General features: G+C 49.0%; 22 protein-coding genes, 1 pseudogene and 1 riboswitch. Of the genes and pseudogenes, 15 read left to right on the top strand and 8 right to left on the bottom strand.

From position 1 onward, the window contains the following. Nucleotides 1–31: 31 nt before the first annotated feature. The 6 genes from artP to yegS all read left to right on the top strand — a co-directional run bounded on the left by artP (nucleotide 32) and on the right by yegS (nucleotide 4,855). Nucleotides 32–760, top strand: a complete 729-nt coding sequence (gene artP / locus SK36_RS06495) for an arginine ABC transporter ATP-binding protein ArtP (protein WP_045444825.1) — start codon at nucleotides 32–34, stop codon at nucleotides 758–760. Between the two features lie 17 nt (nucleotides 761–777). Continuing rightward, nucleotides 778–1,509, top strand: a complete 732-nt coding sequence (artI, locus tag SK36_RS06490) for an arginine ABC transporter substrate-binding protein ArtI (protein WP_045449691.1) — start codon at nucleotides 778–780, stop codon at nucleotides 1,507–1,509. A gap of 6 nt (nucleotides 1,510–1,515) precedes the next feature. Continuing rightward, nucleotides 1,516–2,232 carry an arginine ABC transporter permease ArtQ gene (gene artQ, locus SK36_RS06485; protein ID WP_045444828.1) on the top strand — a complete coding sequence of 239 codons (717 nt, stop codon included), beginning with the start codon at nucleotides 1,516–1,518 and terminating at the stop codon, nucleotides 2,230–2,232. Further along, entirely contained in the window at nucleotides 2,232–2,900 is a 669-nt protein-coding gene (gene artM / locus SK36_RS06480) for an arginine ABC transporter permease ArtM (protein WP_045444831.1), read from the top strand. Before artQ ends, artM begins: the two co-directional genes overlap by 1 nt. A 194-nt stretch (nucleotides 2,901–3,094) precedes the next feature. Then, nucleotides 3,095–3,826, top strand: coding sequence for an arginine ABC transporter substrate-binding protein ArtJ (gene artJ, locus SK36_RS06475; RefSeq protein ID WP_045444834.1), 732 nt, complete (start codon nucleotides 3,095–3,097; stop codon nucleotides 3,824–3,826). A 129-nt stretch (nucleotides 3,827–3,955) separates the two neighbouring features. Then, entirely contained in the window at nucleotides 3,956–4,855 is a 900-nt protein-coding gene (yegS, locus tag SK36_RS06470) for a lipid kinase YegS (RefSeq protein WP_048221076.1), read from the top strand. A gap of 21 nt (nucleotides 4,856–4,876) precedes the next feature. On the opposite strand, the gene fbaB is transcribed toward yegS, so the two are convergent. Beyond that, nucleotides 4,877–5,929 carry a class I fructose-bisphosphate aldolase gene (fbaB, locus tag SK36_RS06465; protein ID WP_045444840.1) on the bottom strand — a complete coding sequence of 351 codons (1,053 nt, stop codon included), beginning with the start codon at nucleotides 5,927–5,929 and terminating at the stop codon, nucleotides 4,877–4,879. Between the two features lie 253 nt (nucleotides 5,930–6,182). On the opposite strand from fbaB, the gene SK36_RS06460 reads away from it, so the two are divergent. From SK36_RS06460 to SK36_RS06450, 3 genes are read left to right on the top strand one after another with little or no spacing between them, the layout of a single operon-like run. Further along, nucleotides 6,183–7,460 carry a nucleoside permease gene (locus SK36_RS06460; RefSeq protein ID WP_048221075.1) on the top strand — a complete coding sequence of 426 codons (1,278 nt, stop codon included), beginning with the start codon at nucleotides 6,183–6,185 and terminating at the stop codon, nucleotides 7,458–7,460. Continuing rightward, entirely contained in the window at nucleotides 7,457–8,461 is a 1,005-nt protein-coding gene (locus SK36_RS06455) for an ADP-ribosylglycohydrolase family protein (RefSeq protein WP_045444846.1), read from the top strand. Before SK36_RS06460 ends, SK36_RS06455 begins: the two co-directional genes overlap by 4 nt. Further along, entirely contained in the window at nucleotides 8,458–9,423 is a 966-nt protein-coding gene (locus SK36_RS06450) for a PfkB family carbohydrate kinase (protein WP_048221074.1), read from the top strand. Before SK36_RS06455 ends, SK36_RS06450 begins: the two co-directional genes overlap by 4 nt. On the opposite strand, the gene SK36_RS06445 is transcribed toward SK36_RS06450, so the two are convergent. From SK36_RS06445 to SK36_RS06425, 5 genes are all read right to left on the bottom strand, one after another. After that, nucleotides 9,397–10,143, bottom strand: a complete 747-nt coding sequence (locus SK36_RS06445; RefSeq protein WP_048221073.1) for a GntR family transcriptional regulator — start codon at nucleotides 10,141–10,143, stop codon at nucleotides 9,397–9,399. The genes SK36_RS06450 and SK36_RS06445 overlap by 27 nt on opposite strands. Before the next feature lie 114 nt (nucleotides 10,144–10,257). Continuing rightward, complete coding sequence (gene thiD / locus SK36_RS06440; RefSeq protein ID WP_045444855.1) at nucleotides 10,258–11,058, bottom strand: bifunctional hydroxymethylpyrimidine kinase/phosphomethylpyrimidine kinase; 801 nt, start codon at nucleotides 11,056–11,058, stop codon at nucleotides 10,258–10,260. Then, on the bottom strand, nucleotides 11,055–11,843 hold the full coding sequence (gene thiM / locus SK36_RS06435; protein ID WP_048221072.1) for a hydroxyethylthiazole kinase: 789 nt from the start codon (nucleotides 11,841–11,843) through the stop codon (nucleotides 11,055–11,057). Before thiM ends, thiD begins: the two co-directional genes overlap by 4 nt. Nucleotides 11,844–11,874: 31 nt before the next feature. Next, a riboswitch (TPP riboswitch) is annotated at nucleotides 11,875–11,971 on the bottom strand. 277 nt (nucleotides 11,972–12,248) lie between these two features. Beyond that, entirely contained in the window at nucleotides 12,249–13,709 is a 1,461-nt protein-coding gene (locus SK36_RS24965) for a DEAD/DEAH box helicase family protein (RefSeq protein WP_048221071.1), read from the bottom strand. A gap of 101 nt (nucleotides 13,710–13,810) precedes the next feature. Further along, the gene (locus SK36_RS06425; RefSeq protein ID WP_008324553.1) at nucleotides 13,811–14,017 is read right to left on the bottom strand and encodes a hypothetical protein; all 207 of its coding nucleotides are present in this window, start codon (nucleotides 14,015–14,017) and stop codon (nucleotides 13,811–13,813) included. Between the two features lie 259 nt (nucleotides 14,018–14,276). Here SK36_RS06425 and SK36_RS06420 point away from each other — a divergent pair, with 259 nt between their 5' ends. Further along, nucleotides 14,277–14,780 carry a hypothetical protein gene (locus SK36_RS06420; RefSeq protein WP_008324552.1) on the top strand — a complete coding sequence of 168 codons (504 nt, stop codon included), beginning with the start codon at nucleotides 14,277–14,279 and terminating at the stop codon, nucleotides 14,778–14,780. Between the two features lie 764 nt (nucleotides 14,781–15,544). On the opposite strand, the gene SK36_RS06415 is transcribed toward SK36_RS06420, so the two are convergent. Next, nucleotides 15,545–15,769, bottom strand: coding sequence for a hypothetical protein (locus SK36_RS06415; RefSeq protein WP_046275908.1), 225 nt, complete (start codon nucleotides 15,767–15,769; stop codon nucleotides 15,545–15,547). A 171-nt stretch (nucleotides 15,770–15,940) separates the two neighbouring features. Here SK36_RS06415 and SK36_RS06410 point away from each other — a divergent pair, with 171 nt between their 5' ends. The 3 genes from SK36_RS06410 (at nucleotide 15,941) to SK36_RS06400 (ending at nucleotide 17,385) form a co-directional block, all read left to right on the top strand. Next, a complete protein-coding gene (locus SK36_RS06410) occupies nucleotides 15,941–16,288 on the top strand; it encodes a hypothetical protein (protein WP_008324549.1) in 348 nt (115 codons plus the stop codon). Between the two features lie 9 nt (nucleotides 16,289–16,297). Then, nucleotides 16,298–16,612: a hypothetical protein gene (locus tag SK36_RS06405; RefSeq protein ID WP_046275909.1), complete on the top strand. Its 315-nt coding sequence runs from the start codon at nucleotides 16,298–16,300 to the stop codon at nucleotides 16,610–16,612. 215 nt (nucleotides 16,613–16,827) lie between these two features. Next, on the top strand, nucleotides 16,828–17,385 hold the full coding sequence (locus SK36_RS06400) for a recombinase family protein (RefSeq protein ID WP_048221070.1): 558 nt from the start codon (nucleotides 16,828–16,830) through the stop codon (nucleotides 17,383–17,385). A gap of 174 nt (nucleotides 17,386–17,559) precedes the next feature. Here SK36_RS06400 and SK36_RS23430 read toward each other — a convergent pair. Beyond that, nucleotides 17,560–17,727 (bottom strand): annotated as a pseudogene (locus SK36_RS23430) (GNAT family N-acetyltransferase); the annotation flags it as partial. 238 nt (nucleotides 17,728–17,965) lie between these two features. Here SK36_RS23430 and SK36_RS06395 point away from each other — a divergent pair. Both SK36_RS06395 and SK36_RS06390 read left to right on the top strand, forming a co-directional pair. Beyond that, complete coding sequence (locus SK36_RS06395) at nucleotides 17,966–18,286, top strand: hypothetical protein (RefSeq protein ID WP_053069227.1); 321 nt, start codon at nucleotides 17,966–17,968, stop codon at nucleotides 18,284–18,286. Nucleotides 18,287–18,451: 165 nt separating this feature from the next. Continuing rightward, the gene (locus tag SK36_RS06390) at nucleotides 18,452–19,177 is read left to right on the top strand and encodes a hypothetical protein (RefSeq protein WP_048221068.1); all 726 of its coding nucleotides are present in this window, start codon (nucleotides 18,452–18,454) and stop codon (nucleotides 19,175–19,177) included. Nucleotides 19,178–19,833 lie beyond the last annotated feature (656 nt).

The raw sequence follows: 19,833 nt of genomic DNA, 5'->3' as shown, positions 1-19,833 counted from the left end.
TAGCTATCAGACTGCCAGTATACGAGTGTCAATGAGTATTCAATTAAACGGCATTAACTGCTTCTACGGCGCCCATCAGGCGCTGTTCGATATCACGCTGGATTGCCCTCAGGGTGAAACACTGGTGTTACTTGGCCCAAGTGGAGCCGGGAAAAGCTCGCTACTGCGCGTACTCAATCTGCTTGAGATGCCGCGCTCGGGCACGCTCTCTATTGCGGGCAACCGTTTCGACTTCACGAAAACCCCTTCCGATAAAGCCATTCGTGAGCTGCGTCAAAACGTGGGTATGGTTTTCCAGCAATACAATCTTTGGCCGCATCTCACAGTGCAGCAAAACCTGATTGAAGCGCCCTGCCGCGTACTCGGTCTGACGAAAGAAAAAGCGCTGGCACGTGCCGAGAAACTGCTGGAACGTCTGCGCCTCAAGCCTTACAGCGATCGTTACCCACTGCATCTTTCCGGCGGTCAGCAACAGCGTGTGGCCATTGCTCGTGCGTTGATGATGGAGCCGCAGGTACTGCTGTTTGATGAGCCTACCGCGGCGCTTGATCCGGAAATTACGGCACAAATCGTCAGCATCATCCGTGAGCTGGCTGAAACCAACATTACTCAGGTGATCGTCACCCATGAAGTGGAAGTTGCACGTAAAACTGCCAGTCGTGTGGTGTATATGGAAAACGGTCATATCGTAGAGTTTGGGGATGCGAGCTGCTTTGCCAACCCGCAAACCGAAGCGTTTAAAAACTATCTCTCTCACTAAGATTCGGGACAATGACAATGAAAAAAGTTCTGATTGCCGCGCTAATCGCAGGTTTTAGCCTTTCCGCTACCGCAGCCCAAACTATTCGTTTTGCTACAGAAGCGTCTTATCCTCCGTTTGAATCCATCGATGCTAATAATAAGATCGTGGGCTTTGACGTTGATCTGGCGAATGCGCTGTGTAAAGAGATTGACGCTACCTGTACGTTCACTAACCAGGCGTTCGACAGCCTGATCCCAAGCCTGAAATTCCGTCGTTTTGACGCGGTAATGGCCGGCATGGACATCACTCCGGAGCGTGAAAAACAGGTACTGTTCACTACTCCTTATTACGACAACTCTGCGTTGTTTGTTGGTCAGCAAGGTAAATTTACCAGTATTGACCAGCTGAAAGGCAAAAAAGTCGGCGTGCAAAACGGCACCACGCACCAGAAATTCATCATGGATAAACATCCGGAAGTGACCACCGTTCCGTATGACAGCTACCAGAATGCCAAACTTGATCTGCAAAACGGTCGTATTGATGGCGTCTTTGGTGATACTGCAGTCGTGACTGAATGGCTGAAAGACAATCCGAAACTGGCCGCAGTCGGCGATAAAGTCACGGATAAAGATTACTTCGGCACCGGCCTGGGCATTGCTGTGCGCCAGGGTAATACCGAGCTGCAGCAGAAATTTAACGCTGCGCTGGAAAAAGTGAAGAAAGATGGGACTTACGAGACCATCTACAACAAATGGTTCCAGAAGTAATACTTGATGAATGAATTTTTTCCTTTAGCAAGCGCCGCCGGGATGACCGTCGGCCTTGCGGTTTGTGCGCTGATCATCGGCCTTGCGCTCGCCATGCTTTTTGCCGTCTGGGAGTCTGTAAAATGGCGTCCGGTGGCCTGGACGGGCTCAGCTCTGGTCACTATCCTGCGTGGGCTACCAGAAATTCTGGTCGTTCTGTTTATCTATTTTGGTTCCTCTCAACTTCTGCTGACGCTGGCCGATGGCTTTACGATCAATCTTGGGTTCGTACAGATCCCCGTTCAGATGCAGATCGAAAACTTCGACGTCAGCCCGTTCCTGTGCGGCGTCATTGCATTGTCATTGCTGTACGCGGCCTATGCCTCGCAAACGCTGCGCGGTGCGCTGAAGGCCGTTCCGCTCGGACAATGGGAGTCGGGTCAGGCGCTGGGGTTGTCTAAGACCGCCATCTTCTTTCGTCTGGTGATGCCGCAAATGTGGCGCCATGCTCTGCCAGGCCTGGGTAACCAGTGGCTGGTACTCCTGAAAGATACCGCATTAGTTAGCCTGATTAGCGTGAATGATCTGATGCTGCAAACCAAAAGCATTGCTACCCGTACTCAGGAGCCATTTACCTGGTACATCGTTGCAGCCGCTATTTACCTGGTGATTACGCTGGTGAGTCAGTACATTCTCAAACGCATTGACCTGCGCGCAACACGTTTTGAGCGGAGACCGGGCTGATGCTTGAGTATTTACCTGAATTGATGAAAGGGCTGCATACCAGCCTGACACTCACGGTCGCATCCATCGTTGTGGCTCTGGTTCTGGCGCTAATTTTCACCGTCATCCTGACGCTGAAAACCCCCGTGCTGGTCTGGCTGGTTCGCGCCTATATCACGCTGTTTACTGGTACGCCGCTGCTGGTGCAAATCTTCCTCATCTACTACGGGCCAGGACAATTTCCCGCGTTGCAGGAATACCCGGTACTCTGGCATCTGCTGTCAGAACCGTGGTTGTGCGCCCTGATTGCGTTGTCATTAAACAGCGCGGCCTATACCACGCAACTGTTCTACGGCGCTATCCGTGCGATACCGGAGGGCCAGTGGCAATCATGTGGTGCGCTGGGGATGAGCAAAAAGGATACGCTGGCAATACTGCTACCTTACGCCTTTAAACGCGCCCTATCCTCTTATTCAAACGAAGTGGTGTTGGTGTTCAAAAGCACCTCGCTGGCCTACACCATTACGTTGATGGAAGTCATGGGCTACAGCCAGTTGTTGTATGGTCGCACTTATGACGTGATGGTCTTCGGTGCAGCAGGCGTCATTTACCTGATCGTAAACGGGCTGTTGACTTTAATGATGCGCTTAATCGAGCGCAAGGCACTGGCGTTTGAACACAGAAACTAACCATATAATCCAGACCGTATAAACTGCATAAGACAATAACATCAAGACGGACAAGTTTCTCAACTGTCCGTCTTTTTTTATCTTATAAAAAATACTTAATCATTTTTATTGCATACAAATTCATTAAATGGCATTGTAAATCCATGCCGCAGACACGGTAAATAATCATAAGATTGACAGACGGGAGTTCCACCATGAAAAAGTTAGTACTGGCCGCATTACTTGCTACTTTCGCCACCGGCGCCTCAGCTGCTGATAAAATTAATTTCGGTGTATCAGCGACCTACCCGCCATTTGAATCGCTGGATGCGAGCAATAAAATTGTCGGTTTTGACATCGACCTGGCAACAGCATTGTGCAAACAAATGCAGGCTGACTGTACTTTTACCAATCATGCTTTCGACAGTCTGATCCCCGCGCTAAAATTCAAAAAATATGATGCGGTGATTTCCGGTATGGATATCACCCCAGAGCGTAGTAAGCAGGTCTCCTTTACTCAGCCATACTATGCAAACTCTGCGCTGGTGATTGCGAAAAAAGATACCTATAAAACTTTTGCCGATCTAAAAGGCAAACGTATCGGAATGGAAAACGGCACCACACACCAGAAATACCTGCAGGACAAACATCCTGAAGTAAAAACTGTAGCCTATGACAGCTACCAGAATGCGATCATCGACCTGAAAAATGGACGTATTGATGGCGTATTTGGTGACACCGCGGTGGTTAATGAGTGGCTGAAAACCAACCCTCAGTTAGGTACGGCAACGGCAAAAGTAACTGACCCTGAATATTTCGGAACCGGCCTTGGTATCGCAGTTCGCCCGGATAACAAAGCCCTGCTGGAAAAATTGAATAATGCGCTGGCCGCCATCAAAGCTGACGGTACTTATCAAAAAATCAGCGACCAGTGGTTCCCGCAATAATCTCCCCTTGTCAGAAAAGCCGCAATCGCGGCTTTTTTTTCTCTTTACGCTTCCGCTTTCAGTCTGTTCCTGGGTCATATCCCGATTCCTGGCATACACTTGTTAAAACGATAAAAGTGAGGCAAAAGGATGATAGCGTTCCCTGCCAGCTTACTGATCCTGAATGGAAAAAGTGCTGATAATCTCCCTCTACGTGATGCAGTCGCCCTGCTTCGCGATGAAGGCGTGGAAATTCATGTTCGCGTTACCTGGGAAAAAGGTGATGCCCAGCGCTACGTTGATGAAGCCCGTCAACTGGGTGTCGCAACGGTGATTGCCGGCGGGGGTGACGGCACCATCAATGAAGTCTCCACCGCGTTAATTCAGTCGGAGGATAGCCACGCTATCGCACTGGGTATTCTGCCGTTGGGAACAGCGAATGACTTCGCCACCAGCGCAGACATCCCGGAGGCGCTGGATAAAGCGTTAAAGCTTGCTATCGCCGGGAATACGGTAGAGATCGATATGGTACAGGTGAACGATAAAACCTATTTTATCAATATGGCGACGGGGGGTTTTGGAACCCGGATCACCACCGAGACACCGGAAAAACTCAAAGCCGCACTGGGAGGCGTGTCGTACTTTATCCATGGACTAATGCGAATGGATACCCTCAAACCCGACAGTTGCGAAATTCGCGGTGAGGGCTTTCACTGGCAGGGCGACGCGCTGGTGATTGGCATCGGCAACGGGCGCCAGGCTGGTGGCGGACAGCAGCTTTGCCCAACAGCACTGATTAATGACGGTTTGCTACAGTTGCGGATATTTACCGGAGAAGAACTGCTTCCGGCACTGCTTTCGACGTTAACGCAATCCGATGACAACCCTAACATCATTGATGGAGCATCGGCATGGTTTGACATACGTGCGCCACATGAAATCACCTTTAATCTCGATGGTGAACCACTCAGCGGACAGGAGTTTCATATTGAAATCCTGCCCGCAGCGTTGCGTTGCCGGTTACCACCAGATTGCCCGCTGTTACGTTAGTACAAAGCAATCCGCAATGATTCAGGCAATTGTGACTTTGCTATCCAGATAAACATCCTGCACGGCGTTAATCAGCTTAACGCCGTCTGCCATAGTTTTCTTGAAGGCTTTACGACCAAGAATTAATCCCATCCCACCGGCACGTTTATTAATCACCGCTGTGCGCACCGCATCGCTGAGATCGGTTTCGCCCCCGGCGGCCCCGCCTGAGTTAATTAATCCAGCCCGGCCCATATAGCAGTTCGCTAGCTGATAGCGCACCAGATCGATAGGGTTGTCAGTCGTCAATTTGCTATAGACGCGATCGTCGGTGTAGCCGAAATTAACCGCTTTATACCCACCATTGTTTTCTGCCATTTTCTGCTTAACGATATCTGCACCGATAGTGGCAGCCAGGTGGTTAGCCTGCCCTGTCAGATCGGCGGAAACATGGTAATCCACGCCGTCTTTTTTAAATGCCGAATTACGCAGATAGGCCCACAGAACCGTCACCATCCCCAGTTCATGAGCACGCTCAAATGCCGCAGAAATCTCTTCAATCTGGCGACGTGACTCCTCTGAACCAAAATAGATGGTCGCTCCAACCGCTACCGCCCCCATGTTGAACGCCTGCTCCACGCTGGCATACAGCGTCTGATCAAAGGTATTAGGGTAACTGAGCGTTTCATTGTGGTTAATTTTCACAAGGAATGGGATACGGTGCGCGTAGCGGCGAGAAACGGAAGCCAGTACACCATAGGTCGATGCCACGCAGTTACAGCCCGCTTCGATAGCCAGCTCAACGATATTCTTTGGATCAAAGTACAACGGATTAGCAGCAAACGATGCCCCGGCGGAATGCTCCACGCCCTGGTCCACCGGCAAAATAGACAGATATCCCGTCCCGGCGAGTCGGCCTGTGTTGTACAGCGTCTGCATATTACGCAGCACGGCAGGCGGACGGTTATTATCCACCATCACTCGGTCGACGTAGTCATGTCCAGGCAGGTAAAGTTGATCAGAAGGAATGGTCATACAACGATGCTGTAAAAGGTTGTCGGCGTCTTTGCCAAGCAACTGCGCAATATCAGTCATAGCTATGCTCCCGTAAGTTCCGGCCAGATACCGGAATATGGATTGTCCTGACCCGCCTTGTTGCGGGCAGCAATAAGTCTGGTACTGACTGCGCATTTTTTCCATCTTTAGCGCACTTTTCAGCGGTTTCCGCTGGCTCGATTCAGGCAGAAAAAAATGTTACAGCGGTCAAATTTAAGCCACAAAGGTATTTTAAAGGTATTATCAAGTGGTACTATCGAGGCGTACCTTACCTGTCATGAAGGATTTAAAGATGAAAACTACAGTTAAGCTGTCGTTCATGATGTTTGTAGAGTGGTTTATCTGGGGCGCCTGGTTTGTACCTCTCTGGCTATGGCTGAGTAAAAGCGGATTTACCGCCGGTGAAATTGGCTGGTCCTATGCCTGTACAGCGATTGCTGCCATTCTCTCACCAATTTTTGTTGGCTCGTTAACTGACCGCTTTTTCTCCGCGCAAAAAGTGCTGGCCGTGCTGATGTTCGTCGGGGCAATTCTGATGTACTTTGCGGCGCAGCAAACGACATTTAGCGGATTCTTCCCGTTATTACTGGCGTACTCGCTAACCTATATGCCGACCATTGCGCTCACTAATAGCATCGCTTTTGCCAACGTACCGGACGTCGAACGCGATTTCCCGCGCATCCGTGTTATGGGGACAATTGGCTGGATTGCTTCCGGTTTAGCATGCGGATTCTTACCGCAAATGCTCGGCTACAACGATATCTCACCAACCAATATTCCTCTGCTCATCACCGCCGGAAGCTCTGCTTTACTCGGTGTTTTTGCCTTCTTCTTACCGGATACACCACCGAAAAGTACCGGCAAAATGGATTTCAAAGTCATGCTGGGGCTGGACGCATTAATCCTGCTGCGTGATAAAAACTTCCTCGTCTTTTTCTTCTGTTCGTTCCTGTTTGCTATGTCACTCGCGTTTTATTACATCTTCGCCAACGGCTACCTCACGGAAGTCGGGATGAAAAACGCTACCGGCTGGATGACGCTGGGCCAGTTCTCTGAAATCTTCTTTATGCTGGCGCTGCCGTTCTTCACGAAACGCTTTGGCATCAAAAAGGTATTACTGCTTGGTCTTATTACCGCGGCGATCCGTTACGGATTTTTCGTTTACGGCGGCGCGGAAGAATATTTCACTTACGCACTGCTGTTTCTCGGCATTCTGCTGCACGGGGTCAGTTACGACTTCTACTACGTGACGGCCTATATCTATGTCGATAAAAAAGCGCCAGTACACATGCGGACTGCCGCCCAGGGGTTGATCACTCTCTGTTGTCAGGGATTCGGCAGCCTGCTTGGGTACCGTCTGGGCGGGGTGATGATGGAAAAAATGTTTGCCTATAAAGAACCGGTAAATGGTCTCACTTTCAACTGGGCAGGTATGTGGGGATTTGGCGCGATTATGATCGCCGTCATTGCCGTACTGTTTATGATTTTCTTTCGCGAATCAGACAAAGAAATCACCGCAATTAAGGTGGACGATCGCGATACTGCGTTGACACAAGGGGAAGTAAAATGAAAGCAGAACGTATTCTCGGTGCTCTTTATGGGCAGGCGTTAGGGGATGCGATGGGTATGCCGTCGGAACTATGGCCAAGAAGCCGTGTTAAAGCACACTTTGGGTGGATCGACCGCTTTTTGCCTGGCCCTGCGGAAAATAACGCTGCCTGTTATTTTAACCAGGCAGAATTCACTGATGACACATCAATGGCATTGTGCCTGGCTGACGCCCTGCTTGAATGCAACGGGGAAATCGTACCAGACGTGATTGGACGCAATATTCTGGCCTGGGCCCAACGCTTTGATGCCTTCAATAAAAACGTACTCGGCCCCACGTCTAAGATTGCGCTAAACGCTATTCGCGATGGTAAGCCGGTCGCCGATCTTGAAAATAACGGCGTAACCAACGGCGCAGCGATGCGCGTTTCTCCGCTGGGTTGTCTGCTGCCAACACGCGATCTCGATGCTTTTATCGATGATGTGGCGCTGGCATCCAGCCCGACGCATAAATCAGACCTGGCGGTGGCCGGTGCAGTGGTGATCGCATGGGCGGTTTCGCGTGCGATCGACGGAGCGAAATGGGCGGATATTGTCGAGGCTCTCCCAGCCATTGCCCTGCATGCACAACAAAAACGGATCACTACCTTTAGTGCATCGCTCTGCGCACGTCTGGAGCTGGCGCTTAAAATCGTCCGCAACGCAGACGGTGCAGAATCGGCCAGCGAGCAGTTGTATCAGGTCGTTGGAGCCGGTACCAGTACCATTGAATCCGTCCCCTGCGCAATCGCCATGGTTGAACTGGCGGGGACCGACCCCAACCGCTGCGCCATTCTGTGCGCTAACCTCGGCGGCGATACGGACACTATCGGCGCAATGGCGACAGCTATTTGCGGCGCGTTGCACGGCCCTGACGCTATTGATTCGATGTTGAAACTGGAGCTGGATACCGTTAATCAACTGGACTTTACACGCTACGCCACGGAATTGACGCGCCTGCGCGAACAACGGGAGGCATTATGAGCATCACGCGTCTGCGAGATCTTCTTCCGCAATTACACACTCAGCGGCCGGTAACGGTGGTGGGCGCGGCGGTAATTGATGTGATTGCCGATGCGTATGCCCTTCCCTGGCGCGGTTGTGACATTGAGCTGAAACAACAGGGCGTTAACGTTGGCGGCTGTGCGCTGAATATTGCTGTAGCGCTCAAGCGTTTAGGTATCAACGCCAGTAATGCTCTACCGCTAGGCCAGGGCGTGTGGGCCGATATTATCCGCAACCGGATGGCAAAAGAGGGATTACACAGTCTGATCGATAATGCTGAAGGCGATAATGGCTGGTGTCTGGCACTGGTGGAGCCGGATGGTGAACGCACCTTTATGTCCTTCAGCGGCGTAGAAAATCAGTGGAATGCTGACTGGCTGGCACAATTGAACATTCCGCGCCAGAGCCTGGTTTACCTGTCAGGCTACCAGCTGGCCTCACCGTGCGGCGAGCTGCTTGTGCAATGGCTGGAGGGTCTGGAAGAGGTGACGCCGTTTATCGATTTTGGTCCACGGATCAGCGATATTTCTGATGCCCTGATGGCACGAATTATGGCCTGTCATCCGCTGGTGTCACTGAATCGCCAGGAGGCAGAAATCGCCGCCGGGCGGTTCAGGTTAAGCCCCGATGTTGAAGGTTTCGGCGCCGAATGGGTGAAAAAATTTACCACACCGGTTGTGGTCCGCCACGATAAAGAGGGTGCATGGTATTTCAGCGAGCAAACGTCCGGTTGCGTTGCCGCATTCCCCACGACGGTCGTGGATACTATTGGCGCGGGTGACAGCCACGCAGGAGGAATGCTGGCTGGACTGGCCTCGGGCTGGTCGCTGGCCGATGCCGTACTCCTTGGCAACGCAGTGGGATCGTGGGTGGTCGGTCATCGCGGCGGCGATTGTGCCCCCTCACGTGACGCGTTACTCCTCGCACACAAAGACGTATAGATCGCTTCGACAATAGCTAATACTGTACTCAATGGGCCGTTGCTGCTGGTCGAGCGCTACCTGCTTGATCACCAGTACCGGCACTCTGCTGTCCATCTGAATATGCGACTGAAATTCCGCATCTGGCATCCGCGCGCTGACGCGTGAGCGCGCACGCTGCGGGAAAATATGCTGGCTGCGGAAATAGTCATAAAGAGAAACACCGATGGAATCCACATCATGAATAAGATGCGCGGGAACCCACGATTCTTCAATTGAAACGGCATCTTCATCCACGTAGCGAATACGTTTGAGCAGGAAAACTTCACTTCCGACGGCAATTGCCAGTTGCTGCGCCACCTCTTCCGGGCATGCCACCACACGTTTGTTAACCCACAGCGTATCCGGCTTTTTACCGCGTAAAACCACCTGCTGCGAAAAACCGCGTGCTTCTTTTAGCGAATACTCGAAGATATTATTAATCTGCGTCCCGTAACCACGGGCGCGGGTTACCACACCTTCTTCTTCCAGCGCCTGCATCGCTTTGCGCACCGTAATTCGTGAAACACCAGTCAACTGGCTGAGATCGCGTTCACCAGGCAGAATATTGCCATGTTCCAGGATCCCGCTGCGCACAGCGTCCTTAACCGTTTGAGCGAATTTCATATATAGCGGCGTGTTATCTGCCGCTGAAATACGTTCATTCAGTTGCGCGATAAGCTGGGTATGCGCTTGTTCCATTTATCTTTTTCCTGGCTGCCAGTACTGCAGTCAGTATATACAAAAAATCATTCAAGATGCATCGTGGTGGCGAATGTGAAATCGACCGGGAGCAATATTGAAAGATAATCTGTGTTACCACCACGCATGGAAATGATGCACCGGACCAATCCCCTCCCCCACCTCAAGCGTATCCGCCTGAGCCAGTGCTGCAGAGAGCCACAACTTAGCCTCCTGTACCGTGTCGGCCCAACTGGAATGACGCGGACGCAGTGCCGCCAGCGCCGCCGATAGCGTACAACCAGTACCGTGGGTATTTTTGGTCATCACCCTTGGGGCGGTAAAACGCTGTTCACCATCGCGGGTAAAAAGCCAGTCCGGGCTTTGTTCGTCATCCAGATGACCACCTTTCATTAATACTGCATCACAGCCTAACGCACGAAGTGCACGCCCTTGTTCGAGCATTTCCAGTTCCGTTCGTGCGTGCGATGCCCCTAGTAACGCCGCAGCTTCTGGCAAATTCGGCGTGATAATCGACACCTGCGGCAACAACCGGGTACGTAGTGTTTCAACCGCAGAAGACGAAAGTAATGGATCGCCGCTTTTCGCCAGCATGACCGTGTCCAGCACCACGTTCTGCACCTGATGACGGCGCAGGCGTTCAGCGACCGCCTCAACAATGTCCGTTTCAGCCAGCATGCCAATTTTGGTGGTATCGATACGCACATCATTGAATACGGAGTCCAGCTGCGCGGCGACAAAATCAGGTTCGATCCGATAAACCGACTGCACCCCGCGCGTATTTTGCGCCACTAACGCCGTAATTACAGAGCAACCATATGCCCCGAGCGCTGAGAAGGTCTTCAAGTCAGCCTGAATACCTGCGCCGCCGCTAGGGTCGGTTCCGGCTATCGTTAATGCGTTAATGCGTTTCATGCTTGCTCCTGCATTTCCAGGTTATAGAGGGCATCGAGAAATGCCGGGATAAAACTTCCCGGTCCGGTTGCTTGTTCAGAGGCTATTTTTCCAGCCTGCTTCATCCAGCTACAGGCGGAAGCCACGTTATCAAGCCGATCACCATGCAGTGCGCAACTGGCTGCTACCACCGCCGACAGAGCACATCCAGTACCAACCACACGCGTCATCAGCGGATCACCTCCGCTCACGCTGACGGTGCGCTGGCCATCGGTGACGTAATCCACTTCCCCGGTGACCACAACAATAGTTCCAGCCTGGCGCGCCAGCGCCTGTGCCGCCGGAAGTGCTGCGACTGCCGTATCGGTGGTATCCACCCCTCGCCCACCGCTGTTCATCCCCGCGAGGGCAAGTATTTCCGAGGCATTACCGCGAATTGCGGCAGGCCGAAGCGTCAGTAAATCCAGACAAAAATAACGACGATAGTCCAGAACACCCACGGCAACGGGATCGAGAGTCCAGGGGGTTTTAGCAAGATGCGCCCGCTCGGCTGCAGCACGCATTGCTGTGGCGCGACGTTGAGTGAGAGTACCTACATTAATCAGTAACGCACTGGCGATAGTTGCAAACTGGCTCGCTTCTTCCGGTTCAATCACCATTGCAGGCGACGCACCTAAAGCCAGTAATGTATTGGCAGTAAAACTCTGTACGACCTCATTGGTCATACAATGTGTGAGCGGGGAAAGTGTTCTAAATTGGTGAAGGGTATGAGCCGCGAGCGTGCGGCTGTGCAGGTCAGGCTGCATGGTTCAGCTCCTGCCCGCGCGAAGAAGGGACACGAGCAGTGTCAGACTTCCCTACGCTGGCATTATCCAGATCAGGTGGTACGGGTATTTCTCAGCCCATCAGCGATGGGGCACCCCGAGTCATGAAAATTGAATCTCTATACTTTTTGCCAGCTTAGGGGAAGTTGCTTGCTGAAGCAAGCCCGCCCTTCCGGTTATCGCTTCTTCACGCTGTACCCCAGCTTGTACCTCAGTTTGTACCCCACCACAGAAACAAAAAAAGGAGCCGTTAAGCTCCTTTGTGACATAACCCAAGATCTCATGGATTCCGAGATTCAGTTTTGCGTTCTGTTTTTCTACGTCGTTCAAAGGTGCGGATTACACCCCAGATAAACAGGAACAGCACATACCAGTAAAGCGCGGTGATCATACGCGAGTGTCCTGGTTCCAGTAGGTTGCTACCGTCCTCAGAGACACCGCCATTTCTTCCGCAGCCTTTTTCTGAGTTAGTCCTTGCGCCTTGTATTCCAGAACCTTCAAACGCGTTTCATGCTGCTTTCCAGCTTTCTTGATTCCAAGGCATTCGATGGTTGAGCCAGGGAAGTAATGGTTTTTGAGGTATTCCGCTGCCGCCATGTCGGGAACGACAAACACGAGAGGGTGATCGGTATCAGTGTTGCGAATGGATGTTCGGCTAAGAAACTGGTAGCACCGTTCAAAATACATTGCCTGCCGCTTCTTCTCCATCACCGTTTCAAAATCCCAACCGATACGTTCGCAATAGTCTGCCCATCGCTTACGGTCTTTATCGCCCAGATTTGCACATCCGAGGAACACGGCACAATGAATGCTCTGATAGCTGTTTATCCCGTAGCTGGACATTGAAACGTCAACACCACCCATGCGATCACCAAGTTCAGTGAGTCCAATGGTCTTAAAATCGCAGATAGCTTTGTCGTTGTTGGTTGCAAAGATAAAATCCTTTCCGACGATTTGGCGTATTTCCCTCAAGTGGTTGTTAAAGATATTAGCGAGTTCTGACTGCCCCGCTCTTTTGATATCTTCTGAGAGGACAGCAACGATTTTGATAGGCACGTTTTTATGTTTGCGTCTCTCGGGATCAGGCTGAAGGTGTTCACCCGCTTCCTGAACCGCCATCTGAGCGACGTTCTCTGCCATCCAGACAAACCCACTGCGATTCACGCCAGCGCCGAGCACAGTGAAGCTCTTCGCCCATGTTGCGGCCTTCAGTATCGGATTATAGGTGTAGGCAAAGAAGCTGTATGACGAATCACATTCGGTGTGCATCACACCACAACCGTCGAGCGCCACGTAAAGAACCTTCTTCAAGTTATCACTGTTAGCGTGCTTCTCGTGGTAATACTTGTACAGATTGTCGTAGTGCTCTTCGCGCAGGTACAGAAGCCCGTTTCGTTCTTCCAGCCATTCCAGGAATGGGAAGTTTTCTGCCGTCCTGTCAGCATGACGGATCGTTGCTTCTGCTCCAAACCAGCCATCAGGGATCTCGTCAATCACCACATTGTGTTCTGCCAGTAGAGAACGCATCTCAAGATTGAACGTAGCGAGGTGGCAGTAGTTGGTGAAACATTCATGGGTTGTTATCACAACATTTATCTGGAAGCTATCAGCCAAAGTACTTTTCAGGTTGAGAGTCGCCCCTTCAACGAAAATGTGATGGTTTGAGATTCTAAAATGATTCAGATCTTGCTTGAACTGATCGGCTAAAGCGTGGGTTGGTACTACGATTAAGAACTTTTCTGGGACAGCTTCGTTCTTGAAGCTCAGGATGTACTCTTTCAGACGGTGGCTTTTTCCTGAGCCGCAAATCGCATTAACGAAGTTTACTACTGGTTTCTTTTCGGTCATTCGGTTCCTCTCGGTTTAGGACTGCTGTTATTAATTCACTCACCAGCGCAGCGGCTGACTTGTCTTCACGGTTGGCACGTTCAACAAGCGCCTTGTGGGTTTCATCGGTGAATCGGATGTTCATTCGGTTGTTCCTCGTTACGTAAACTCTCTTGAAGCTGCTCAATGCGGTAGCTGATCAAGGCCACCCTGAACATCTTGCGTCGTTCGTCGGAGAGATTTTTGTTGTGGGAGTATTGCTGGCAAATCTTGGGAAGGAGCTTTCCGCTACGCAGAGCTTCGAGCACATCAGTTTTCGTTTGGTACATGTACCTCCTTATTATAACGATTGTTAACTACCTACTATTTATTGTACATCAAATCGGTTGCAAAGTCAACTATTTTATGATCATTTTCAACACGTTAATAAAACAAGCACGATTTGAGATTGCATTTAACATAAATAAATGTTAGTTTTGCCAACCTTTATTTGAACGCTTCTTTTTAAAAAAACAAGCAAATAAAAAATGAACGTTAACAACTCAACTATGAGGATTTATTGACTACAAAACATACAGGAGGATTAATATGACAGATAACCAGGGACTTTCCCCAACCGAAGTTGAAGCACTCTTCACAGAGACATTTACCACCCACTCCAGCACTACCCCAACGCAAGTAACGAACACCATCGAACAGATGTTTGATAGTCTCGTGCCGTATTTCACCGAAGTAACGCATCCACAGAAACGCAGCAGACACCCCAAGGTGCTGACTTTCACCACCGATCATAAACAGATGTGGGCATACCTCAGAAGCCAACAGAGCGAGATAGCCGGATGTGTGATGTTCGACCTAAGTTGTGCGGCCCGTGACCTCGGTATGACGCAAAAACGAGTGATTACCGTCATTGGCGATCTGGAAAATGCGGGCTGGATAATCTGTCGGGACATTGGCAACCCCGGCACTGGAACCTATCAGATCACCATCCAGGACATTGAAACCATCGTTTCATTATGTAGCTCCATTACTTACGCCCAGCCGACTACCCTAACGATGGATGCGTTAAGAGGCGCTCGCCTGCTCCATTAAGTCGCTAACGCGGCGGCAGCTCCGATAATGTTAGCAATGAGATTTCCGGCTTATTATGCAAGTAAGCCGATCTTATGGCTATGCCATTTGCACAAGTAACCTGATACAGAGGGTGCAGAAAAGTCTAAAGTCTCTTTAGAGTTATTTGCATCTTCGGTAAAAGTGAAGGCTTACAATGGAACACTATCGGTGTGGAGTGGTTGCATAAACTCATTTTTTTAAGCGTATCTTGCACAGTTAACGCATGGGCGAGTTGTACGAGCACATAAAATGGAATCAATAACTGTTTATTATTTAAACAGTAGTTAGCGGTTTTGTTGGTTTTAATGTTCATTATGTGAGCAATGCGAGCATAGCAGATTACTTTTACAGGAGAATCACTCCTTAAAATCGCTTCTGGTGCAAAGGTTGCTCTCCTGTAATTGATATCTTTCATGCTCCGCATTACATGCTACTCATGCAGCATACTTTTCATGGTCGCAGTGCTCACCATGAAACAACTCTCCATAGAGCCGGAAAAGTTGACTAAATTACAAGCGATAATCAACTAATAAATGATGATTATTAATAGGTTTAATCTATGCTAATTCTACTCATATTAACCAGTCTATAACACTCTTACAGCGCTTTAACCTAGTGATGAAAATCCCTCCACCCCTTATTCTATAAGGGTTTCAGCACAATCGAAGAAAAAAACATGATTCTTTTGCTAAGCAACTCCACCTAACTTGGAAATTTAAACAAACCTATATTTTAAGCCCCCTTCACTCTGAATCTACAGTATCAAACGTCTTCGCATACGGGCATTTTCCTTTGGTAACGTAGGTGAACAGATAGATGCTGTTTTCGTAGGTGCAAAGCGTCTTACCATTCTCGGTCGTATCCTGCTGGGGATCGGTCATTGTGATCTGTCCTGCTGCTGCCATCTGTGAAACCAGTAACCCAAATATCACTATCAGTGCTCTTCTCACTGCATTTCTCCTGTGCATGCTCTTTCGTCTATCAAGACTCATCCATAGCGAAGAACTGTGCAAGACATTATAGTTTCAACATTGATCAATTTTATCGATCGATAAATGATAAACCGATCGTTTTTATCAATTGATGGTTTTATACTGATTCCCGATGAATGTCTAACACCAATCGAAAAAAGGAACGCTATGAAGGGGATAACTCTTGCTGCACTCTTACTGCTGCCTCTGTCAACTTATGCAAGCTCCTATCAATGTGAAGCTCTTCAGCAAGGGCAACTGGGTAGCAATGGGAAGACAGTCACAGCACAATCCAGCATTGAAATTGATGGTTCTCAGATGCACTTCAGTTTAAATAACGCAAGCTGGGATCTCTCGTACATCGGGGAGAAGCAAATTGCCAAGCTCTATAGCACCGACAACGGCAGTGTCGCCGTGTCTTTCATTGACGGCAACCCGCTCATTTTTGTTCTGCATCTGGTTAATGATGACGGTAGAAAAGGCACTTACAACCTCAGCGAATGCTCTGAGCTATAAGGGGCGGTAATGAAAAAACTATTCGCAGCCGCCATATTTTTGTCAGTGATACCGAACGCTTATGCATTGAGTCATGGAGATACCGCCACCCTAAAAGAAGGAACATTTAACTGTAAGAAGCTGACCGACTTTTACGAGATGATCAGTTACATCCAGGACAAAGACCAACAGGGTATGATGGGCCTCATCACTTCCGGTAAATGCCGTCTCCTAAAAGAATCGATGACAGTTGAGATTCAGAACGTAGACGATAAGGGGTTTGTTTTCTTCATTACCCCAGGTGGTCATGGTGGATGGTCAGCCACACAGTTCTTCAAAGAATAATCATCTCATGCAACGACTGGCGTGTGTGATCACGCCATTTTCATCTTCGCTCGTCAAAACGAATTCAACTCCTCGTTTCAAGTCTCAAAACCATCTCCTTATAAGACCACACCAACACAACAACAGAATGCGGCTTCATCTTGTCTCAAAAGATTGATTCCAATTTTTAAGACTGCTATTGTTTTAATACTACCTTTTAAGACTAAGAGAACGACATGACCACAGTGATCGGATATGTACGAGTGTCCACCAGCGAGCAAACCGTTGAAAACCAGAAACAACAAATCAATGATGCTGGGTACTGTGTTACTCGTTGGTTCAGTGATGAAGCTGTGAGCGGAGCAGTTAAAGCCGCAGAACGTCCAGGATTCGGTGAGCTACTCGATTACGTTCGTGAAGGTGACACGCTGATCGTGATTGCTATAGACCGCCTTGGTCGTAACACGATTGATGTACTGTCCATAGTTGAAATGTTGCAGATGAAGGGCGTGAAAGTTGTCAGCTTGCGAGAGGGATTCGACCTGTCAACGCCAGTTGGTAAAGCGATGCTAACTATGATGGCAGGACTTGCCAGCCTGGAGAAAGACCTGATAGCAGAGCGTAGAACAGCAGGTATCAAACGTGCTCAATCGGAAGGCAAGCATTGCGGCAGACCTAACAAGGCAACCACAGAACAGGTGGATGAATTATTAGCGCAAGGATTGTCACCAGCAGCAGTGCAGGATCAGTTAGGTATTAGCAAAGCTTCCTTTTACCGACTAAAAACACCCTGATATTTGAGACTCTTGCCAGTGCGGAATAGGGGACACCAAAAATCCGGGCTTAACACCGCCTCCATCCGCGCCACTGAGTGCTGGTCGCTACCTGATCATATCCGGTAAAATTGAGGGTACATAAAGCTGAGTGACAGGCAGCTATGAGCGAAGAACAGACATTCCATAACTTAATCAACCAACCTGACGAGTATTCCATTCGTCACGGGTGATTTCCCAGAGTTCGGAATCCAGTAGACCACTGGCATACTCTTTCTTTTCAGTCCTTATGAGCCGCATACCACTGCTGTCTGAAATACGTTTTGAACGACTATTAAGAGGCGCTTTAGGTGCTCGCAACACCGTACTTCTCGTCTGCGCTCCGAGACTTCGTTATCAGTTTACCATCAGGGCGTCGACAAACGAAAAATCGTCTGGTTAGGCGTCATGGAATATTGCTCGGCAGATCCCCGCTTTACGCTCAAGAGGCTTGCGGAGCTGGCTTCTGCCGATTCATAATAGGAATGTTATGGTAAAACAGATTTGTGTGCTGTATTTTTTCGATGGTTGTACCTCTTGAACAAAGTACAAGGAAATGACTATGCATATTCAGCATGAGGTTTTTATTGATGCAATACACACGAAAAAGAAACTGAGAATCCGATTCTACTCCGAGGAAGATGACCGTTATATCGAACGAGTATGTGCTCCAATGGATTATGCTGTTGGGAAACGAATACATGATGGGATCCCTCGCTACTGGGTTTGGGATTTTGATAGTGACAAAGCCAGGCACACTCTGCCATTGAGAGCCGAACGTATCGAATGGATGAACGATGTTGGGGAAGTTTTTGACCCTGCTTCTTTTGTTTCCTGGCGTCCAAACTGGGTAATTGCCAGAAACTGGGGCCAGTACAGTTAAAAGCTTCAGATGAAAATAGAGCCACGTTCTGGCGGGTTTTTTAACCCCACAGTGAAATGCTATGTTCAATTCAATCCCTTAGATCATCGTTACGAATGATATCGATATCTCCTGAAATTGGGGGGGATTACTAGGTGGCTAAGGTAACTTGTTAATGGAGTAGGAATGGCAAACTATGTATCAGGGAATATCATTTCTCAATCGTATGTTCATGTTAATCCTGAGTGGTTAAAAAAAGCGACCCCTCAAGATAAGAAACTAAGAATCAATGAGATTGAGAAGCAAATAACTGCCTTTGCGAAGAGCCGAATACCTTTTTTTATTGGAAGTGAGGTAGAGATAACAGTTGAGTTCTCTGAAGGCTCAATCATCGCGAAAATCACCGCTTACGGTAAAATCATCCCACTACTGGGGGGGCTAGTTATCGGATACCCACACTTTAGTGAGGGTGTTAGAACCATGGTGAAAGATGCACATGATCTAGGTTCGTATATTAACTCCGAGCTGTTATTTCAAACAGGCGCAAAACATAAATCTGAGCGCAAGTCAGTTGAGGCTCGCTTAGGAGTTTTTGGTATTATTGATCGCGTTAACGCGCAGATTAATGATCTAAGCTTGATCTCTCTGAGAAAGAATAATTCGCCATCAATCACATATAAAAAATTGTTACAGTTGCATGGGGATATCCTCTCATCCCTTGATAAGATTTCTGAAAATGCCCTAGATGACTCAGATGAAAAATTAGCCAAGGATATGTGGATTGAAGGCGTATCCGGTATATCTGTGGGACGATCGCATTTCAAATTTAATCTTACAGGTGATGATGATGTGTACAAAATGTTGGTTGCCGAAAAGCAGAGCATTCTTGATGACCTGAAAAAAAGGCAATAGTGCCTAATGCCTCCGTGGTGAGTAAATAAAAATCACGGGGAGCCGAGCTAGCTTCGTCTTGACCTGCTCCCCATAGACATAAAACCGACTGCTTTATCGATTTCTTTTAATGCACTGGTAACCTTTAATCATCCTGTCAGAGTTGCCGTTATGGGCTGGGTTGTAGCAGTGACCCGGCTCAGAAGTGTTTGTTCTCATAGGTTTCTTTCACTCCGGTGAGTTTCTCCGCACAGGCCCGTAGGATGGTAAGGGCGTGCCGGATTAGCTGCTCACTGCGTTCCGGTTCAAACCAATTACCATTGAATTTTCCGCCGTGAAAGAAATTGTTTCTTACTCAACAGACCAGCAGTAAAATCAGTTCAGCCCGGTGCCGGAAACTCGGTAGTTTTTCTAACCACATGCTCCCCTTTTCATCGTAAATCTGTTTTTTAGGGGGATGCTCTTCAAAGTAATGAATCGCTTCGTTAAGTTTAGGGGTAGACGGGTTTTCGATAACGTCACGCTCCTGAACGGAATATCCATTCCAGTCAGCTTTTAAATAGCCTCCATTGATTAAAATCCCACATGCCTTGAAGCAATATTCATATCGTGAAAACTCGATAAAAAACTCACAGGCCAGTTATTGTAACATCAAAAACTCCCATACCCTGTAGGAA

Source organism: Citrobacter sp. MGH106, from assembly GCF_001037495.1.
Lineage (GTDB): Bacteria > Pseudomonadota > Gammaproteobacteria > Enterobacterales > Enterobacteriaceae > Citrobacter > Citrobacter murliniae.
The sequence above is the reverse complement of the archived record's forward strand: the minus strand, read 5'-3'. Positions and strand labels throughout refer to the sequence as shown.

What these genes read in the sequence shown, in the direction of transcription:
- SK36_RS06450 (WP_048221074.1), top strand. Translation starts at nt 8,458, where the DNA reads ATGAGCATCACGCGTCTGCGAGATCTTCTTCCGCAATTACACACTCAG.
- SK36_RS06410 (WP_008324549.1), top strand. Translation starts at nt 15,941, where the DNA reads ATGAAGGGGATAACTCTTGCTGCACTCTTACTGCTGCCTCTGTCAACT.
- artJ (WP_045444834.1), top strand. Translation starts at nt 3,095, where the DNA reads ATGAAAAAGTTAGTACTGGCCGCATTACTTGCTACTTTCGCCACCGGC.
- SK36_RS06425 (WP_008324553.1), bottom strand. Translation starts at nt 14,017, where the DNA reads ATGTACCAAACGAAAACTGATGTGCTCGAAGCTCTGCGTAGCGGAAAG.
- artQ (WP_045444828.1), top strand. Translation starts at nt 1,516, where the DNA reads ATGAATGAATTTTTTCCTTTAGCAAGCGCCGCCGGGATGACCGTCGGC.
- SK36_RS06395 (WP_053069227.1), top strand. Translation starts at nt 17,966, where the DNA reads ATGCATATTCAGCATGAGGTTTTTATTGATGCAATACACACGAAAAAG.
- SK36_RS24965 (WP_048221071.1), bottom strand. Translation starts at nt 13,709, where the DNA reads ATGACCGAAAAGAAACCAGTAGTAAACTTCGTTAATGCGATTTGCGGC.
- SK36_RS06400 (WP_048221070.1), top strand. Translation starts at nt 16,828, where the DNA reads ATGACCACAGTGATCGGATATGTACGAGTGTCCACCAGCGAGCAAACC.
- yegS (WP_048221076.1), top strand. Translation starts at nt 3,956, where the DNA reads ATGATAGCGTTCCCTGCCAGCTTACTGATCCTGAATGGAAAAAGTGCT.
- fbaB (WP_045444840.1), bottom strand. Translation starts at nt 5,929, where the DNA reads ATGACTGATATTGCGCAGTTGCTTGGCAAAGACGCCGACAACCTTTTA.
- SK36_RS06460 (WP_048221075.1), top strand. Translation starts at nt 6,183, where the DNA reads ATGAAAACTACAGTTAAGCTGTCGTTCATGATGTTTGTAGAGTGGTTT.
- SK36_RS06445 (WP_048221073.1), bottom strand. Translation starts at nt 10,143, where the DNA reads ATGGAACAAGCGCATACCCAGCTTATCGCGCAACTGAATGAACGTATT.
- artP (WP_045444825.1), top strand. Translation starts at nt 32, where the DNA reads ATGAGTATTCAATTAAACGGCATTAACTGCTTCTACGGCGCCCATCAG.
- artI (WP_045449691.1), top strand. Translation starts at nt 778, where the DNA reads ATGAAAAAAGTTCTGATTGCCGCGCTAATCGCAGGTTTTAGCCTTTCC.
- artM (WP_045444831.1), top strand. Translation starts at nt 2,232, where the DNA reads ATGCTTGAGTATTTACCTGAATTGATGAAAGGGCTGCATACCAGCCTG.
- SK36_RS06420 (WP_008324552.1), top strand. Translation starts at nt 14,277, where the DNA reads ATGACAGATAACCAGGGACTTTCCCCAACCGAAGTTGAAGCACTCTTC.
- SK36_RS06390 (WP_048221068.1), top strand. Translation starts at nt 18,452, where the DNA reads ATGGCAAACTATGTATCAGGGAATATCATTTCTCAATCGTATGTTCAT.
- SK36_RS06455 (WP_045444846.1), top strand. Translation starts at nt 7,457, where the DNA reads ATGAAAGCAGAACGTATTCTCGGTGCTCTTTATGGGCAGGCGTTAGGG.
- thiM (WP_048221072.1), bottom strand. Translation starts at nt 11,843, where the DNA reads ATGCAGCCTGACCTGCACAGCCGCACGCTCGCGGCTCATACCCTTCAC.
- SK36_RS06405 (WP_046275909.1), top strand. Translation starts at nt 16,298, where the DNA reads ATGAAAAAACTATTCGCAGCCGCCATATTTTTGTCAGTGATACCGAAC.
- thiD (WP_045444855.1), bottom strand. Translation starts at nt 11,058, where the DNA reads ATGAAACGCATTAACGCATTAACGATAGCCGGAACCGACCCTAGCGGC.
- SK36_RS06415 (WP_046275908.1), bottom strand. Translation starts at nt 15,769, where the DNA reads ATGCACAGGAGAAATGCAGTGAGAAGAGCACTGATAGTGATATTTGGG.